The organism is Mumia sp. zg.B17 (assembly GCF_019550915.1).
Classification (GTDB): domain Bacteria; phylum Actinomycetota; class Actinomycetes; order Propionibacteriales; family Nocardioidaceae; genus Mumia.
Map to the genome: position 1 here is coordinate 177,295 of NZ_JAHWCI010000005.1, position 17,722 is coordinate 195,016.

Annotated in this window: 14 protein-coding genes; 6 read left to right on the top strand and 8 right to left on the bottom strand. The window is 71.1% G+C overall.

Translation table 11 applies throughout. From position 1 onward, the window contains the following. Nucleotides 1–179: 179 nt before the first annotated feature. A complete protein-coding gene (locus tag KV097_RS06480) occupies nt 180–2,069 on the top strand; it encodes a penicillin-binding transpeptidase domain-containing protein (RefSeq protein ID WP_220365410.1) in 1,890 nt (629 codons plus the stop codon). 112 nt (nt 2,070–2,181) lie between these two features. Here the strand turns inward: KV097_RS06480 and ftsY are convergent, their stop codons facing one another. From ftsY to KV097_RS06505, 5 genes are read right to left on the bottom strand one after another with little or no spacing between them, the layout of a single operon-like run. Next, the gene (gene ftsY, locus KV097_RS06485) at nt 2,182–3,399 is read right to left on the bottom strand and encodes a signal recognition particle-docking protein FtsY (RefSeq protein WP_220341234.1); all 1,218 of its coding nucleotides are present in this window, start codon (nt 3,397–3,399) and stop codon (nt 2,182–2,184) included. After that, nucleotides 3,392–5,020 (bottom strand): thiol reductant ABC exporter subunit CydC, encoded by a 1,629-nt coding sequence (gene cydC / locus KV097_RS06490; protein ID WP_220365411.1) that lies wholly within the window; start codon nt 5,018–5,020, stop codon nt 3,392–3,394. Before cydC ends, ftsY begins: the two co-directional genes overlap by 8 nt. Further along, the gene (gene cydD, locus KV097_RS06495) at nt 5,017–6,702 is read right to left on the bottom strand and encodes a thiol reductant ABC exporter subunit CydD (protein WP_220346896.1); all 1,686 of its coding nucleotides are present in this window, start codon (nt 6,700–6,702) and stop codon (nt 5,017–5,019) included. The genes cydC and cydD overlap by 4 nt, the downstream gene beginning before the upstream one ends. Beyond that, a complete protein-coding gene (gene cydB, locus KV097_RS06500; protein ID WP_220346895.1) occupies nt 6,699–7,724 on the bottom strand; it encodes a cytochrome d ubiquinol oxidase subunit II in 1,026 nt (341 codons plus the stop codon). Before cydB ends, cydD begins: the two co-directional genes overlap by 4 nt. A gap of 13 nt (nt 7,725–7,737) precedes the next feature. Continuing rightward, nucleotides 7,738–9,150, bottom strand: coding sequence for a cytochrome ubiquinol oxidase subunit I (locus KV097_RS06505; RefSeq protein ID WP_220346894.1), 1,413 nt, complete (start codon nt 9,148–9,150; stop codon nt 7,738–7,740). Nucleotides 9,151–9,327: 177 nt separating this feature from the next. Here KV097_RS06505 and KV097_RS06510 point away from each other — a divergent pair, with 177 nt between their 5' ends. Both KV097_RS06510 and KV097_RS06515 read left to right on the top strand, forming a co-directional pair. After that, on the top strand, nt 9,328–9,720 hold the full coding sequence (locus tag KV097_RS06510; protein WP_220341229.1) for a BlaI/MecI/CopY family transcriptional regulator: 393 nt from the start codon (nt 9,328–9,330) through the stop codon (nt 9,718–9,720). Next, complete coding sequence (locus KV097_RS06515; protein ID WP_220365412.1) at nt 9,717–10,628, top strand: M56 family metallopeptidase; 912 nt, start codon at nt 9,717–9,719, stop codon at nt 10,626–10,628. Before KV097_RS06510 ends, KV097_RS06515 begins: the two co-directional genes overlap by 4 nt. Here KV097_RS06515 and KV097_RS06520 read toward each other — a convergent pair. Next, the gene (locus tag KV097_RS06520) at nt 10,605–10,811 is read right to left on the bottom strand and encodes a hypothetical protein (protein WP_220346891.1); all 207 of its coding nucleotides are present in this window, start codon (nt 10,809–10,811) and stop codon (nt 10,605–10,607) included. The two genes, KV097_RS06515 and KV097_RS06520, sit on opposite strands and share 24 nt — an antisense overlap. 225 nt (nt 10,812–11,036) lie before the next feature. Here KV097_RS06520 and KV097_RS06525 point away from each other — a divergent pair, with 225 nt between their 5' ends. The 3 genes from KV097_RS06525 to KV097_RS06535 are packed head-to-tail and all read left to right on the top strand — an operon-like array spanning nt 11,037 to nt 13,690. Then, the gene (locus tag KV097_RS06525) at nt 11,037–11,903 is read left to right on the top strand and encodes a tetratricopeptide repeat protein (protein ID WP_220365413.1); all 867 of its coding nucleotides are present in this window, start codon (nt 11,037–11,039) and stop codon (nt 11,901–11,903) included. Next, complete coding sequence (locus KV097_RS06530) at nt 11,900–13,111, top strand: 26S protease regulatory subunit (RefSeq protein ID WP_220365414.1); 1,212 nt, start codon at nt 11,900–11,902, stop codon at nt 13,109–13,111. The genes KV097_RS06525 and KV097_RS06530 overlap by 4 nt, the downstream gene beginning before the upstream one ends. Nucleotides 13,112–13,141: 30 nt before the next feature. After that, complete coding sequence (locus KV097_RS06535; protein WP_220346888.1) at nt 13,142–13,690, top strand: GNAT family N-acetyltransferase; 549 nt, start codon at nt 13,142–13,144, stop codon at nt 13,688–13,690. On the opposite strand, the gene KV097_RS06540 is transcribed toward KV097_RS06535, so the two are convergent. Further along, complete coding sequence (locus KV097_RS06540; RefSeq protein WP_220346887.1) at nt 13,653–14,102, bottom strand: thioesterase family protein; 450 nt, start codon at nt 14,100–14,102, stop codon at nt 13,653–13,655. The genes KV097_RS06535 and KV097_RS06540 overlap by 38 nt on opposite strands. A gap of 19 nt (nt 14,103–14,121) precedes the next feature. Next, on the bottom strand, nt 14,122–17,679 hold the full coding sequence (gene smc, locus KV097_RS06545; RefSeq protein ID WP_220365415.1) for a chromosome segregation protein SMC: 3,558 nt from the start codon (nt 17,677–17,679) through the stop codon (nt 14,122–14,124). Nucleotides 17,680–17,722 lie beyond the last annotated feature (43 nt).

A 17,722-nucleotide genomic window follows, 5' to 3' on the forward strand; every position in this document is an offset into this window, starting at 1 on the left:
AGTGTCCGGGTCGGCTTCGTTGCGTTCAGATTCGCGGCGGTTCGTTTCCGGTCGAGCGACGCTGTGTTTCATGGAGGTGACACTTGACCAGGTTGTGTTACGCCTGAGTTTCAACGACGCTCCGTCCCACCCGGCCGCTCTTGTCGACCGATGAACCTCCGGCGGGTGAGGATGAGGGCATGGCCTTCTCCCCCTCGTCCGCCCGCCGTCGTGTGACCCTCGCCCTGGCCACCGTGCTGGGCGCCGGCGTGCTCGGCGCCTGCAGCGGCTCGCCGGCCGAGCCGGAGGCCGAGCAGCTCGCCGAGGGTCTCTCGAGCCTCGACCTCTCCGGCGTCGAGATCGACGACTCCGCCGCGGGCGCCGAGCTGACGCAGATCACCAAGGGCCTCGACGACCTCCGGCCGACCGTCTCGGTGAAGGGCGTCGCCGAGGAGGACGAGACGGCGACCGCCACCCTCGCCTACCGCTGGGAGTTCGGGCCCGACGTCGCCTGGGAGTACGAGACAAAGGCCGAGATGCGTCGTGCCGACGACACCTGGACGGTCGCCTGGTCGCCGTCGCTGGTCGCCCCGGACCTCGCCGAGGGCCAGCGTCTGCGCGTACGCACCGTGCCGGCGCAGCGCGGAGACATCCTCGGCGGCTCGGGGACCGTCCTGGTCACCGAGCGCTCCGTCCAGCGCATCGGGATCGACAAGACGGCCGTCCCCGCGGCCCGCCAGCAGTCGTCTGCCCGCGCGCTGGCGCGGATCCTCGGCATCGACGCGGACGACTACGCCGCCGAGGTCGCGGCGGCGGGTCCCAAGGCGTTCGTGGAGGCGATCGTGCTGCGTGCCGAGCAGCGAGCACCCAACGGGGACCCCGAGTCGGTCTTCGGAGCGAAGATCCTTGGTGACACGCTGCCGCTGGCGCCGACCCGGACCTTCGCCTCCGCCATCCTCGGCTCGGTCGGCGAGGCGACCAAGGAGCTCATCGACAAGAGCGACGGACGTCTGTCCACCGGCGACCTCACCGGTCTGTCGGGGCTCGCGCTGCGCTACGACGAGCAGCTGCGCGGTCGCGACGGCTACGTCGTCGACATCGTCAGCGACGCCGTGTCCGACCCGGCGAACCCGTCCCCGTCGATCAAGGACGTGCCGGCGTACGAGCAGGCGCCGGTCCCCGGTGAGCCGCTGCGCACGACGCTCGACCAGCGTCTGCAGATCCTCGCCGAGGAGGTGCTCGCCGGGACGAAGCCGGCCAGCGCGCTGGTGGCGATCAAGCCCTCGACCGGCGCTGTGCTGGCCGCGGCGACGGGCCCGGGTGCCGCAGGACAGGCGATCGCGACCACCGGGCAGTACGCCCCGGGCTCGACGTTCAAGATCACGACCGCGCTCGCCGCGCTGCGCGCCGGTGTCGACCCGACGACGACCACGCCGTGCCCCGCGACGACCGTCGTGAACGGCAAGTCGTTCAAGAACTACGACGACTACCCCAGCAGCTCGCTCGGCCGCATCCGGTTCACCGAGGCCTTTGCGCAGTCGTGCAACACGTCGATGATCGGGCTGCGGGACAGGGTGGCGCAGAGCGACCTCGCCTCCGCCGCGGCCTCGCTCGGGATGGGCGTCGACCAGGACCTGGGCTTCCCGTCCTACTTCGGCTCCGTTCCCACCGAGGCACCCACGACCGAGCACGCGGCGTCGATGATCGGCCAGGGCAAGGTGCTCGCCTCGCCGTTCACGATGGCGACCGTGACCGCGTCGGTCGCCGCCGGCCGTACGGTCGTGCCCGTGCTGCTCCCCGATCGCGAGGCGCCCAAGGTCGAGTCCACGCTCGAACCCGCCGAGGCCCGCCAGCTCCGTGCGCTGATGCGCCGCGTCGTCACCGACGGCAGCGGCCGCGCGCTCGCAGGGCTCGGCGGTGAGGTCGGCGCCAAGACGGGGACGGCCGAGTACGGCTCACCGGTGAAGACTCACGCCTGGATGGTGGCGACCAAGGGCGACCTCGCGGTCGCGGTGTTCGTCGAGACGGGCGAGTCCGGCTCTCAGACCGCCGGGCCCCTCCTCAAGCGGTTCCTCGCCCGCGCACGCTGACCCCGCCCCGTCCCGTCCCCGATTTGTGCAGTTGGTACGGGTTTGCGTCCCCGGATTCCTTGCTCAACTGCACAAATCGGGGACGGGGACGGGCGGTCGGGGACCGGGTGGGTCAGGACAGGAGCGCGTCCACGAACTCGTCGGCCACGAACGGCGCCAGGTCGTCGGCGCCCTCTCCGAGCCCCACGAGCTTGACGGGGACCCCGAGCTCTCGCTGTACGGCGATGACGATCCCGCCCTTGGCGGTGCCGTCGAGCTTGGTGAGCACGATCCCGGTGACGTCGACGACCTCGGCGAAGACCCGAGCCTGCGTCAGGCCGTTCTGACCGGTGGTCGCGTCGATGACGAGCAGCACCTCGGTGACCGGTGCCTGCTTCTCGATGACCCGCTTGACCTTGCCGAGCTCGTCCATCAGGCCGGCCTTGGTGTGGAGGCGGCCGGCGGTGTCGATGACGACGGTGTCGTAGCCGCCCTCCTTGCCGGTCTTGACGGTGTCGAACGCGACCGAGGCGGGATCGCCGCCCTCGGGACCACGGACGGTCGGGACACCGACGCGCTCGCCCCAGGTCTGGAGCTGGTCGGCGGCCGCGGCGCGGAAGGTGTCCGCGGCGCCGAGCACGACACTGTCGCCGTCGGCGATCAGCACGCGTGCGAGCCGCCCGACGGTCGTGGTCTTGCCGGTGCCGTTGACGCCCACCACGAGCACCACGCCGGGGGCGCCGTCGACACCCTTGGCGGCGATGCTGCGGTCGTACGACGGGTCGACCAGCGTCACGAGCTCCTCGCGCAGGATCGACCGGGCGACCGCGGGGTCGGCGACACCCTCGACCCGGATCCGGGTGCGGAGGCGCTCGACGAGCTCCTGCGTCGGCGCAACGCCCACGTCGGCGGTCAGGAGCGTGTCCTCGATCTCCTCCCAGGTGTCCTCGTCGAGACGGTCACGGCCGAGGAGTGCGAGCAGGCTCTTGCCGAGCGAGGACTGGGAGCGGGCGAGCCGGGTACGGAGCCGGACCAACCGGCCCGCGGCGGGCGCGGGCTCCTCGATCGCGGGTCCCGGCGCGGTCGGAGCGGTCGCGACGGCTCCGGGCTCGTTGCCGGTGTCGGACTCGTCGATCTCGCCCGGCTCGGGAAGCACGGGCTCCACCCCGTCACCGGTCGGTGCAGGCTCCTGCTCGGGGCGCTCGCGGAGGTCGTCGAGACGGCGGTCGACGGTGTCGGCCGGCGGCAGGGCCTTGCCCCGCGAGCCGACCACGAAGGCGGCGATCCCTCCGATCAGGAGGACGGCGACGGCGAGACCGATGAAGACGTAGAGCGTGGTGGTGTCAGACACGATCCCTGATCCTAGTGGGCTCGCCGATCCGGACGACGTGCGACGCGGCCGCGAGCGCTCGCTCGTCGTGGCTGACGAGCAGGATGGAGCGCTCCGGGGCGAGCGCGACGAGGTCGCGCAGCAGGGCCTCGGCGGTCGCCGCGTCGAGGTGCTCGGTGGGTTCGTCGAGCACGAGGACGCGGTGCCCTCCGAGCAGCAGCCGGGCCAGTCCCAGACGCTGCCTCTCCCCGCCGGAGAGGCGGCCGCCGTTCTCCCCCACCTCGGTGTCGAGACCGTCGGGCAGCCCTGCGACGAAGGCCCCGAGACCCGCCGCGTCGAGGGCGGCCAGGAGCGTACGGTCGTCGGCCTGCGGGTCGGCGATCCTCAGGTTCTCTCGGATCGAGGTGTCGAAGACGTGCTCGTCCTGGCGGAGGGTCGCCACCACCTGGCGGACCTGGTCACCGGTCAGCGCGTCGATCGGCGTACCGCCGAGGGTGATCGTGCCCGCCCTCGGTGCGGCGAGCCTCAGGAGCACCGCGGCGAGGGTCGACTTGCCCGACCCGCTCGGTCCCGAGACCGCGACGACCGCACCCTCTGGGAGGTCCAGGTCGAGGCCACGGACGAGATCCTCGCCCTCACCCCACCCGAGGGCGACGTCGCGCAGGTGGAGGTCGAACCCGGCGGGGTCGGGTGCAGGGTGCTCCGGATCCACCACGTCGTCGTGAGCGGCGACCAGCTCGTCGATGCGTCGCCGGGAGGCTGCCGACCGTTGCGCCTGCTGCTCGATCGCGCTCAGGCCCTCGAGCGGCTCGGCGAGCGCCACCGGGGCGAGGACGACCACGGCGAGCAGGACCGGGCTCAGGGCGCCGTCGGCGACGGCGGCCACACCCGCCCATGCGATCAGGCACGTCGCGACGCCGAGACAGATCCGGACGACCATGACGCCGAGTCCGTCGAGGAAGGCGGCACGGCGCTCGGTCTCCGCGAGCCTCTCCCCCGTGCGCGCGACCGTGGCACGGGCATCCTCGGCGGCACCGTACGCCACGAGGTCGCGCGAGGTGCGCAGCGTCTCCGCGACCTCGGCGGCGAGCTCACCGCGCAGCCCGGCGGTCGCCGCGTTGGAACGACTCCCTCCGGTCCGTACGGCGACGAGGACGCCGACCCACGCCACGACCACCGCCGCAGCCAGCACGAGGCCGCCGCGGGGGAAGATCGCGAGGACGAACCCGACCACGATCGCCGACGAGACCGCGGTCACGGCCCGCGGGATGGTCGCCCGGACGATCCGGTCCTGGATCGCGTCGACGTCGGAGACGATCCGAGCGATCCTCTCCCCGCGTCGGCCCGCGGCGAGCGTCGAGGGCGACAGCCGCTCCAGCCGCTCATAGACCGCGAGCCGGATCGAGGTGCCCACAAGCAGGGCGCCGTCGTGGGTGTAGAGCCGCTCGACGTAGCGCAGCGCGGCGCGCGCGATCCCGAACGCCCGCACGGAGACGATCGCGAGCATGAGATAGAGCACGGGCGGGTGCTGGGCCGCACGCGAGATCAGCCAGGCGGAGACGAGGAGCAGCCCGATCGAGCTGAGGCTCGCGAGCAGCCCGAAGAAGCCGCCGAGGACCAGCTGGCGGCGCGCGGTGGTCATGCCGCCATCCCCGCGGGCACGAGGGGTACGACCCGGTCGGCGTCGTCGACGAGTGCGCGGCGGTGCGCCACGACCAGCACGGTGACGTCGGCGGCGCGCAGCGCTCGTCGTACGTCCTCCTCGGCCGCGGTGTCGAGGCCGGCGGTGGGCTCGTCGAGCAGCATCACGGTCGCTCCTGCTCGGCGTACCCGCAGCAGCGCCCGGGCGACGGCCAGACGCCGCCGCTCCCCCGCCGACAGGTTGGCCCCGCCTTCGTGGACCTCGCGCTGCGGCGAGAGATCGGGCGCGCCGGCGTCGCGGAGCGCCTCGGCGACCTCGTCGTCGGAGGCGTCACGCGCCCCCAGACGGACGTTGCCGGCGACGGTCCCCGACAGCAGACCGGGCACCTGCGGCACCCAGGCCATGCGCGAACGCCACGAGGCGAGGTCGATGTCTGCGAGGTCGTACGTCGTTCCGTCGGCCGCACGGACGGTGACACGGCCGGTGGTGGGGGCGACGAATCCCATCAGCACATCGACCAGGGTGCTCTTGCCGCACCCCGACGAGCCGGTGACGGCGAGCACGCGTCCTGGTTCGAGCACCAACGACGTCGGCGCGAGAGCGGGTGTCGTACGCCCCGGGTAGGACACGGAGACGTCGTCCACGACGATCGTTGCGCCGCCGAGGTCCGGTGCGACGGTCCGGCGGACGGCGACGTCCTGGTCGTCGAGGATCGCGTAAACGTCGTCGGCGACCGCCTGCCCCTCGGCCGAGTCGTGGAAGTGGGCGCCGACCTGGCGGATCGGCAGGTAGGCCTCCGGCGCGAGCACGAGGACGAACAGACCAGTCATCAGCGAGAGGTGGCCCTCGACGATCCGCAGACCGATCGACACGGCGACGAGGGCGACAGAGATCGTTGCGACGAGCTCGAGCACGAACGACGACAGGAAGGCGAGGCGCAGGGCACCCATCGTCTCCTTGCGGTTGCGCTCGCCCACCTCGGCGATGCCCTCGGTCTGGTTGCGCGAGCGCCCGAAGACCTTGAGCACGACGAGTCCGTCGAGCACGTCGGCGAAGTGGTGGCTGAGCCGGACCATCGCGCGCCACCGCCGCTCGGTCCGGTCACGCGTCATGTAGCCGACCAGCACCATGAACACCACGATGAGCGGGAGCGTCACGGCGATCGTGATCCCCGACAACGGGTCGGCCACGAACACCGCGACGACCACCACCGCCGGCACGGTGAGAGCCAGCGCGAGCTGTGGGAGGTAGCGCGCGAAGTAGGTGTCGAGCTTGTCCATGCCGGGCCCGAGCAGTGTGACGACGTGGCTCGACTCCGGGCGAGCCCCGTGGTGGGGCGCACCGTCGAGAAGCCGGCCGACCACCTCCTCGCGCAGCTGCACCTTCACCCGTGCCGCCGCGCGTGCCGACACGACCGCGTGGAGCCAGCCGAGCACGGCGCGGGTGAGGATCACCGCAGCCAGTGCCAGCACGGCGGCGGTGACGACGTCGACCAGTCCCGACCGCTCGAACCCCTCCGAGACGACCCGGGCGATGAGCCACGACTGGCCAACGACCAGCGCCGCCATCGCCGTCGCGATCACGACGCTGGCGGCGAGGTAGGTACGGACCGCCCGCGACCGCCGGACGAGGCGGGGGTCGAGCGGCGGCGACGAGGCGGTCCGTACGTTCAGGGTTGTCATACCGGCGAGTGCAGGTGCTCGTCGTCCTCGACCGCGATCGAGTCGACGCTGATCCGCTTGCGGAACACCCAGTAGCTCCACGCCTGGTAGCCGATCACGATCGGGACGAACACCACGGCCACCCAGCTCATGATGGTGAGCGTCTTGTCGGTGGAGGCCGCGTTCTCCGTCGTCAGGCTGTAGGCCGGATCGAGGGTGGACGGCATCACGTCCGGGAACAGCGCCACGAACAGCGACATCACGGCGAGACCGATCGCGGCCATCGTCCCCATGAACGCCCAGCCGTCGCGCCGTGCCCAGGCTGCGAGCAGGCCGCCCACGAACGTCAGCGCCGCGAGCCCGGACAGGGCCCAGACCCAGACCTTGTCGTGGTCGAGGCAGGTCCAGAGCAGGAATGCGACGGCCAGCACCGCGGCGACGAGGCCGATCTTGAGCGAGAACGCCCGCGCCCGCTCGTGGATGATGCCGCTGGTCTTGAGGGCGAGGAAGTTGGCGCCGTGGGTGAGGAACAGCGTCAGCATGACCACGCCCGCCAGCAGCGCGTACGGGTTGAGGAGGTCGAAGAAGCCGCCGACGTAGTTCTTGTCGGCGTCGATCTCGACGCCGCGGACGATGTTGCCGAACGCGACACCCCACAGCAGGGCCGGGACGAAGGAGCCGAAGATGATCGCGGCGTCCCAGCGGCTCTTCCAGGTCGCGTCGTCGCGCTGGTGGCGGTATTCGAAGGCGACCCCGCGCACGATCAGCGCCACCAGGATCAGCAGCAGCGGGAGGTAGAACCCGCTGAACAAGGTGGCGTACCACTCGGGGAACGCGGCGAAGATGCTCGCGCCGGCGACGATCAACCAGACTTCGTTGCCGTCCCAGAGCGGGCCGATCGTGTTGATCATCGTGCGGCGTTCGCGGTCGTTGCGGCCGAGGATCGGCAGCAGCATCCCGACACCGAAGTCGAATCCCTCGAGCACGAAGTAGCCGATGAAGAGGAACGCGATGACGCAGAACCAGATGGTGGTGAGTTCCATGATCCCTCTCCTCTCAGTACGCGAACGCCATCGGGCGGTCGTCGGGCTGCTTGCCTGTCTCGTTGTCCGGGTCCACCTCGGGCAACCCCTTCTTGACGGCTGCCAGGAGCAGCTTGACCTCGATCACCGCGAGAACGCCGTAGACGAGGGTGAAGACGATCAAGGACGTGAGCACCGTGCCGGCGCCGACGTTGGGCGACACTCCGGCCTCGGTCGGCATCAGGCTGAAGACGATCCAGGGCTGACGACCCATCTCGGTGAAGATCCAGCCGAAGGAGTTCGCGAGGAGCGGAAGGAGCATCGAGGCGACGGCGAGCCAGATCGGCCAGCGCTTGTCGCCACGCGGCACACGACCCCCGCGGGTCGACCAGAGCATCCACGCGCCGATCGCCATCGCCAGACCACCGCACGTGATCATCAGGCGGAAGCTCCAGTAGGTGACGGGGATGTACGGCTTGTAGTTGCCGGGGCCGTACGTCTCCTCGTACTCGGCCTGGAGCGAGTTGATGCCGCGCACCTCACCGTCCCACGTGCCCGTCGCGAGGTAGGACAGCACGTGCGGCACCTCGAGCTGGTAGAACGGCTTGTCACCGCTGAGCGACCCGATGGTGAGCACGGAGAACGGCGCGGGCTGGGCATCCTCGTACAGGGCCTCTGCAGCCGCCATCTTCATCGGCTGCACCTCGGTCATGATCTTGCCCTGGATGTCGCCGGTGACGATCGTGCCAAGGCCCGCGACGAGCAGAGTGACCGCTCCGAGGCGCAGGGTGGATCGGAAGGCGTCGGCGTCCGCGGGCTTGCGGCGGATCAGCCACCACATCGACACCGCGGCCATCAGCCCGCCGGCGACCATGAAGGCACCGAACAGCGTGTGCGGGACCGTGATGAGCACGACCTTGTTGGTGAGGACGTCGGTGAAGCTCTCGAGCTCCGCGCGTCCGCGCTCGGCGTTGAACGTGTAGCCGACCGGGTTCTGCATGAAGGAGTTGGCCGCGAGAATGAAGTAGGCCGACAGCGCGGTGCCGACAGCGGCGATCCACATGCAGGCGTTGTGCAGCGCGGGCGAGAGCTTGTCCCACCCGAAGATCCAGATGCCGAGGAATGTCGACTCGAGGAAGAACGCCAGCAGGCCCTCGACGGCGAGCGGCGCACCGAAGATGTCACCGACGAACCGCGAGTAGTCGGACCAGTTCATCCCGAACTGGAACTCCTGCACGATGCCGGTCACGATGCCCATCGCGAAGTTGATCAGGAAGATCTTGCCGAAGAACTTCGTCAGACGGAGCCACTTCTCGTTGCGCGTGCGCACCCAGGCCAGCTCGAGGCCTGCGACGAGAAATGACAGTCCGATGGTGATCGGTACGAAGAAGAAGTGGTACACGGTGGTGATCCCGAACTGCCACCGTGCGATCTCGAGTGCTTCCATGGTGCCCCTCAAGGCTCGATCAATCGTCAGGCTAAATCCGGAGCCGGTGGGCGGCGAATCCGGCGAGTCCTCGCCAGACCGTCGACGACGCTCTGTAGGAGAAACGCTACTACGCAGTGTCGTAGATCAGCAGGTGGGGTACGACACAGAGTCGTAGCCCCCCGGTACCCTTGAGCCATGGCACGACTGGGCGAGCTCGAGCGCGAGGTGATGGACCTCCTCTGGGAGTCCGCCACCCCCCTGACCGGACGCGAGGTCCTGGACCTTCTGACCCCCCGCAGGGACCTGGCCTACACGACGGTCACGACGATCCTCGACCGGCTCGCCCGCAAGCGTGTCGTCGACCGTGACCGGAGCGGACGCGCGTTTACCTACGCGCCCACCGTCGGTCGTGACGAGCTCACCGCCACGCTGCTGCACGAGGTCCTGGCCTCGGCCGGAGACGACCGTACGGCGGCGCTGGTGCACTTCGCCGAGACCGCCAGCAACGACGACGCCCGAGCTCTGCGCGAGGCTCTCGCGCGCATCGAGGCGACGCAGCCTCCGGAGACGCCGGCCACGAGCTCATGACCACCCCGCTCCTGCTCGGGCTGATCGGTCTCGCGCTGGCTCAGCCCGTCCCCGCGATGCTCGCGCGGATGGACTGGCCCTATCGCGCGCCGCGGGCGGCCGTCGTCCTCTGGCAGGCGCTCGCGCTCGCCGCGATCCTCGCCGTCGTCGGCGCCGGGCTGTCCGCGTCGCTGTGGCTGGTCGTCCACGAAGGCGCCCCGAACCCCGAGCCCGGCGTGGCACGGATGGTGCTGCACGTCGCCTTCCTCGGGCTCACCGTCGTCGTCGTCGCCCGGACGGTGTGGTCGTTCCTCAGTGTGGCCGCCGAGGTGCGCACGACCCGCCGGCGACACCGCGCGATGGTGGATCTTGTCGGCACCCGCGACGACGCGGGCCGCTCGGTCCGCATCCTCGACGCCCACGAGCCCTTCGCCTACTGCGTCCCTGGCCTCGACGCGCGTGTCGTGGTCTCCCGAGGGACCCTCGACTCGCTCGACCCGGCGGAGCTCGACGCCGTCCTCGCGCACGAGCGCGCCCACCTCCGGGCACGGCACGACGTCGTGGTGGACACGTTCTCGGCTCTGCACCGGGCCTTCCCGCGGGTGCTGCGGACCGAGGCGGCGCTCGAGAGCACGCGTGTCCTGGTGGAGCTGCTCGCCGACGACCACGCGAGGCGCCGCGCGGGCACCACGCCGCTGGCGCGTGCGCTCGTCAAGCTCGGCACCCGCCCCGCCCCTGCCGGGGCGCTCGGAGCGAGCAGCACGCTCGTACGCCGGATGGACCGGCTCGAGAACGAGGTCAGCGCCGCCGCACCTGCGGGTCGCGTCGAGGCGCTCACCTGCTACGTCGTCGCCGCCGTCGTGGTGCTGGTGCCGACCTTCAGCCTGGCGGTGCCGTGGATCGCCTCAGCCTGGTCGACGCTGACCTGACGCGTCGGCGACCTCGGCGACCTCGGCCTCGGGGTGCCGACCGATGTCGAGCCGGTCCGCGATCGCCACGAGAAGCCGGTCGATGCTCTCCGCGCCCCACACGGACGACGGCACGTGCTTCCCTCGGTACGGGTAGGCGAGCACTGCGCCGAGCATGACGGCCGCTGCCACGATGATCAGCATGACGGGCACGATGACGACGACCGGCGACACAGGACGACCCCCAAGATTCGGTCTAAAACGGACTCGATCAGGCTCTCACACGAGAGGGGCAGCCGCGTCCTCGGACACCACGCCTCGGACATGACCTGCGTCACGTGGCGCCAACCGGGCACAGGTCGCGCCGGGCATCTCGGCGCGGCGTGGGTCGGGGTCCGGCGGTGAGAGGTGAGTCACTACGCTCCGCCCATGACGAGCACGAGCGACCCATTGGCGATGGCAGAGCACTGGCTGGACGTCGGCAACCCGCAGCGTTGCCTGGACCTCCTCGCCGAGGGCGCGTCGGAACCCGACCAGGCTCGCGCCTTCGAGCTCCGCTCGCTCGCGCTGATCCGCCTCGGACGTCGCCAAGAAGGGTACGAGGTAGCGCTCCGAGGCCTCGAGATCGACCCCGACAGCGGTCCGCTGCACTTCTACGCCGCGCAGGCCGCTGACTTCTCCAGGCGCCCCAAGGAAGCCGAGCGACACTTCCAGCGTGCTCTCGCCCTGTGCCCGTCCGACCTGGCGATACGCACCCGGTACGGCGCGTTCCTCGTCGACGAGAAGCGGCTCGCTGAGGCCGACCGTCAGGTCGCTCAGGCACGCGAGCTCGACCCTGAGGCTCTGGATCTCACCCTGCTGCGGGCGCGCATCGCGGTGGGCCGCAAGGCCTGGGAGGAGGCGCGTGATCTGGCGCGCCGCGTGCTCGCCGAGGAGCCCGACAACCCGGAGGCACTCCAGCTCGATGCCGTCGCCGCCTCAGCGCTCGGTGACCAGGAGACGGCGGTCCGCAGCATGCGCCGGGCGGCGGCGAGCAACCTCGACGATCGGGAGCTGGCCCTCGCAGCGCGGCAGGCCGCGATCGCGATGCTCCCCGTGATGTGGCCACTGCGACTGTTGAGCCGCTTCGCCTGGTGGCAGGTGTGGCTGGTCACCTACGTCGCCTTCGCGCTGGTCCGGGCGACGATGCCCGAGCCGGTTCAGATCACCGTGGCGGCCGTGTGGGTCGCCTTCCTTGTGTACAGCTGGGCGCTCCCGGCGGTCCTCACGGCCTGGGTGAAGAGGAGGGCGCGGTGACCACCTCGGGGCACGCGCGCATCACGGGACTGCGCGCCGCGCTCGAGGCCAGCCCGGACAACGAGACCCTCCTGCTCCTCCTGGCCGAGGCACTGCGCGCCGACGGCGACGACGACGCGGCACTCGAGGTGTACGCGCGCCTGCTCGCGGCGCATACCCTTCCTCCCGAAGAAGCCTTGGTGGCCGCCGATCTCGCCCTCACGCTCGGCCACCTCGGCGTCGCGCGCGGGTGCCTCGAGGTCGCGCGCGGCGGGGGCCAGATCGAAGGGCTGTCGGATCTCGAGTCGCGCATCGCGACGGCACTCGCCCCCTCCGGAGATGCCCCGGCCGAGCCGGCGGAGGTGGTCCGTTTCAGCGACGTCGGTGGCCTAGAAGACCTGAAGAAGCTCCTGCACCGCATGATCGTGATGCCCTACGTCCGGCCCGACCTCTACGCGAAGTACGGCCGACACGGCGGCGGCGGTGTCCTGCTCTATGGACCTCCAGGTTGCGGCAAGACGCTGATGGCGCGCGCGGTGGCCGGCGAGTGCGGGCTGCCCTTCATCCCGATCCGGATCGAGGACGTCGTCTCCCCCTACTTCGGGGCATCGGAGCGCAACCTCGCCGACGCGTTCGCCCACGCACGGGCGTTTGCCCCCTGCGTCGTGTTCATCGACGAGCTGGACGCCCTGGCCTACAAGCGCCACCGCGCGGAGGGAGACTCCGCGCGACGCTTGACCAACGTGCTGCTCCAGGTGATGGACGGGGTCGGCAGCGATACCACCGACATCCTCGTGATGGGTGCTTCCAACGCACCGTGGGACGTCGACACTGCGCTCGTCCGACCAGGCCGGTTCGATCGGCACGTGTTCGTCCCTCCGCCAGACGCGCGTGCCCGCGAGATGATCCTGGAACGACTGCTTCGTGATGTCCACGCCGAGCCGGGCAGCACCGCTCGTGTGGCCGGGCGGACCGAGTTCTTCTCCGGAGCGGATCTGCGTGCCCTCGTCGAGCGGGCCGCCGACCGAGCGATCGACCGTGCACTCGAGACGGGGGACGAGGCTCCGCTCGGTGCAGGCGACATCGAGCACGGGCTGGCTGGCCTGCGCCCCAGCACCCTCGACTGGCTACGCCGCGCACGCGACTACGTCGAGTTTTCCAACGCCGACGACCGTTGGGACGACGTCGCCGCCTACCTGCGGAGCCGGCCGATCCGAAAACGGCTCTGAGGCCCGCCACGCACCGCCTACGATCGCCCGGTGCCCCTCCCCCGTGTCCGCATCATCCAGCTGTCCCCCGAGACCCTCCGCGCTCTCGCCGACGGCGACCTCGACGCGGCTGACGCGACGGCGCCGGTCCCGCTGTCCCCGGCGTTCGTCAGCCCGACCTTCCGCAGGATCTGGGCGATGCGTGCCGATCAGGTCGTCACCGATCCCTCCAGCGCCGCGTGGGTCACCGGCGTCATGTGGGACGAGGACGCAGAGCGCGCGGTCGGCCGGGCGGGCTTCCACGGTCCACCCGACTCCGACGGGATGGTCGAGATCGGCTACGAGGTGGATCCGGAGCTCCGACGGCGCGGCTACGCGCGGGCTGCGCTCGAGGCGCTGCTCGCCCGCGCCGACGCGGATCCGAGGGTGCGCGTCGTCCGCGTCACGATCGGCCCGCACAACACCGTCTCGCGCGATCTCGCCCTGCCGTACGGGTTCGTCGAGGTCGGCGAGCAGTGGGACGACGAGGACGGGCTCGAGATCGTCTACGAGCGCGCGGCGATCAACCCCGCACCAGCGGAGCGACCGCCGCACGGATGACGTCCGGCACCGGGGTGACCGTCCGGTCGGCGCGAGTCACGTAGACGTGCACGAACCGCCCGATCGCCGCCGGCTCGGGAGAGGTGCCCTGGAACAGCCCGATCTCGTAGACGATCGAGGACGTGCCGAGCTTCTCCACCGCCAGGCCCACCTCGACGTCCTCGGGGAAGCCGAGCTCGCGCTTGAATCGGCAGCCCGTCTCGACCACGAGTCCGATCGCATCGAGCCGGCGGATGTCCGTGCCGGCGGCGTCGATCAGGTAGCCATTGACCGCGGTGTCGAAGTAGGAGTAGTAGGTCACGTTGTTCACGTGCCCGTAGACGTCCTCGTCCGACCACCGCGTGGTGATGCGGCGCAGCACCGGGAAGTCGTCGCGGCTCGGGCTCGAGGGACCTTCAGGAGTGGCGCTCACGCGCCGACGATAGCGGGGGCTAGGCGGGCTCGGCCTCGCGCATCCGCTGGCTGATCACCGCGGAGACGCCGTCACCGCGCATCGACACGCCGTAGAGCGCGTCGGCCACCTCCATCGTGCGCTTCTGGTGGGTGATGACGATGAGCTGGCTGTTCTCGCGCAGCTCCTCGTAGATCTCCAGCAGACGCCCGAGGTTGGTGTCGTCGAGCGCGGCCTCGACCTCGTCGAGGATGTAGAACGGGCTCGGTCGCGCCTTGAACAGCGCCACGAGGAACGCCACCGCCACCAGCGACCGTTCGCCACCCGACAGCAGCGACAGCCGCTTCACCTTCTTGCCCGGGGGCCGCGCCTCCACCTCGATCCCCGTCGTGAGCATCGAGGACGGGTCGGTGAGGATCAGGCGCCCTTCGCCTCCGGGGAACAGCCGGGAGAACACCCCCTCGAACTCGCGGGAGACGTCGTGCCAGGCGCTGGTGAACACCTGCTCCACGCGCTGGTCGACCTCGATGACGATGTCGAGGAGGTCCTTGCGGGTCTTGCGCAGGTCCTCGAGCTGCTCGGACAGGAACTTGTGCCGCTCCTCCAGCGCCGAGAACTCCTCCAGCGCCAGGGGGTTGACCTTGCCCAGGAGAGCGAGCGACTTCTCGGCCACGCGCAGCCGCTTCTCCTGCTCGGCGCGGACGAACGGCACCGGCTCCGGGTCGGGCTCATCCTCGTCCGCATCGACAGGACGGGGTACGGGGACGAGCGTCTCGGGGCCGTACTCGGCGACCAGCGTGTCGACCTCGACACCGATCTCGTCCAGCGCCCGCTGCTCGAGCGCCTCGATACGGAGCCGCTGCTCGGTCCGGGCGACCTCGTCACGGTGGACGGAGTCGGTCAGCCGCGCAAGGTCGACGGACAGGTCGCGGAGCCGACGGCGTACGTCGGCCAGCTGCTGGTCGCGTCCCGCACGCGCCTGCATGATCTCGTCGCGCGACTTCTTGGCCGCAGCGAGCGACACCGCCACGTGCTCCAGCACGACCTGCGCGGCCTCACCGACGGCACGCGCGGCAGCGCCCTCACGACGCAGCCGCTCGCGGCGTACGCGGTCGCGCTCGCGGGCGGCGCGCTCCTCGCTCGCCCGGCGACGCAGACCGGCCGCGCGGCCAGAGATCGCGCGAGCCCGCTCCTCGCTCGTCCGCAGGGCCAGCCGCGCGTCGGTCTCCGCGGCGCGGCTCGCCCGAGCCGCCTCGGCGAGCTCTTCCCTCGCGCTGTTGTCCGGCTCGTCCTCGGGCGCCTCCTCGGCGTCCGCGAGGCGCTGCTCGAGCTCGACGAGACCGGAGGCCGCGTCGTCGCGCGCCTTCTGCGCCGTCGTGATCGCGGCCGCGACGCGGGTCGCCTCGTCCTTGGCCGCCTTGACGGTCGACCCGAGCTGGGCGAGCTTCTCGGTCAGGGCGTTCGACTTCGCCTCCGACTCGCGGCGCTTCGCGACCGCGACGTCGAGGCGCTGCTTGGCCTCGTCGCGCTGCACCGTCAGGTCGGCGACCTCCACGTCCAGCTCGTCGCGACGGGCAGCGACCTCGCGGAGGCTCTCACCGGCGTGGTCGACCGCGGCCTGGACCTCGATGAGGCTCGGGACGTCCTGCGAACCCCCGGCCACGTAGTGGCCACCGACCAGGTCGCCGTCGCGCGTCACCGCGACGACCGCCGGCATCCGCTCGACCAGGGCGCGCGCCGCCTCGACGTCATCGACGACCGCGACACGGTCGAGCAGGCGACCGAGCGCCGCGTGCACCCCGGCCGGAGCCTCCACGACGTCGAGGGCGTACGAGGCACCAGAGGGCAGCGACGGCCACGACGTCCGGTCGCCGGCCTCGGCCGATCCGAGGACGAGTCCGGCGCGGCCGTCTGCGCCCTCCTTCAACGACGCGACGGCGCTGAGCGCGGTCTCCAGCGTGTCGACGGCGACGGCATCGGCGGCCGGGCCCAGGGCTGCGGCCACGGCCGTCTCGTACCCCTCCCGCACCGTCATGACCGCGGCGACCGAGCCCAGGACACCGCCGAGCCGGTCGGAGGCGCCGAGCACGGCACCGGCACCGTCCTTGCGCGCGAGACCCATCTCGAGGGCCTCCTTGCGTGCCTCGAGAGCTGCACGCTCGCGATCGGCGGAGTGGACCGCGTCCTTGGTCTTGGCAAGCCGCTCGGTCGCGTCGGCGAGCGCGGCCTCGGCGGCCTCGATCTCCGCGGCCAGGCCGGTCTCACCCGACCCGAGACCCGCCACCTGCGTCTCGGCGACCGTGAACTCGTGCTGAGCGCGCTGGGCGCGCTGCTCGGCGAGCAGGCGGTTCTCCTCGAGCCGACCAATCTCCTCCTCCGCGGCGAGGACCCTCGTGCGGAGCGTGTTGACCTGACCGGTGAGACGCGCGAGCCCTTCACGCCGGTCGGAGGCGGCTCGGACGAGGCCGGCGATGCGGCGGTCCTCGACCTGGAAGGCCTGCTCTGCCTCCTTGCGGGCGGCGATCGCGTCCTGGAGCCCTTTCTCGGCGGCGGCGACCTCCTCGGCGATCGCCTTCTCCTGGGCCTCGAACCGACCGGCCTCGTCCTCGAGCTCCTCGGGGTCGCGACCCCGTCGCTCGTCAGGAGGGAGCGCGGCGGCGTTGCGGACCCGCTCGGCGGCGAGACCGGCCGTGCCCTGGACGCGCTCGCGCATGCTGGTGAGGCCGTACCAGGTGTCCTGCGCCTCCTGCAGCCGCGGCGCGTCGGCACGCAGCGCGTCCTCGAGCGCCGCCTCCTCGTCGCGCATCTGATGGACGGCTCCCTCGACGGCGGCACGCCGGTGCTTGAGCGCCTCCTCGTCGGCGAGCTCCGAGCGCAGGACCTCGCGGGCACGGACGACGTCGTCGGCGAGCAGCCGCGCTCGGGCGTCGCGGACGTCGGCCTGGACGACCGCAGCCCTGCGGGCCACCTCCGCCTGGCGGCCCAGCGGCTTGAGCTGGCGACGGATCTCGGCGAGGAGGTCCTGGAGACGAGTCAGGTTGCCGTCGGTCGCGTCGAGCTTGCGGAGCGCCTTCTCCTTGCGCTTGCGGTGCTTGAGAACACCGGCCGCCTCCTCGATGAAGCCTCGGCGTTCCTCCGGCGACGCCCGGAGGACGGAGTCGAGCTGGCCCTGGCCGACGATCACGTGCATCTCACGACCGATGCCGGAGTCGCTGAGCAGCTCCTGCACGTCGAGGAGCCGGCAGTGGTTGCCGTTGATCGCGTACTCGGAGCCGCCGTTGCGGAACATCGTGCGCGAGATCGTCACCTCGGCGTACTCGATCGGGAGCGCACCGTCGGCGTTGTCGATCGTGAGGACGACCTCCGCGCGCCCGAGCGGCGCCCGACCCGCGGTCCCGGCGAAGATGACGTCCTCCATCTTTCCGCCGCGCAGCGACTTGGCCCCCTGCTCGCCCATGACCCAGGCGAGGGCGTCGACGACGTTGGACTTGCCGGAGCCGTTGGGTCCGACGACACAGGTGATGCCGGGCTCGAGCTGGAGGTGGGTGGCAGACGCGAAGGACTTGAACCCACGCAGCGTCAGGCTCTTGAGATGCAAGCCATGCTCCTTCACGCGTACGACAGGGACTGCGGGCAGCGGG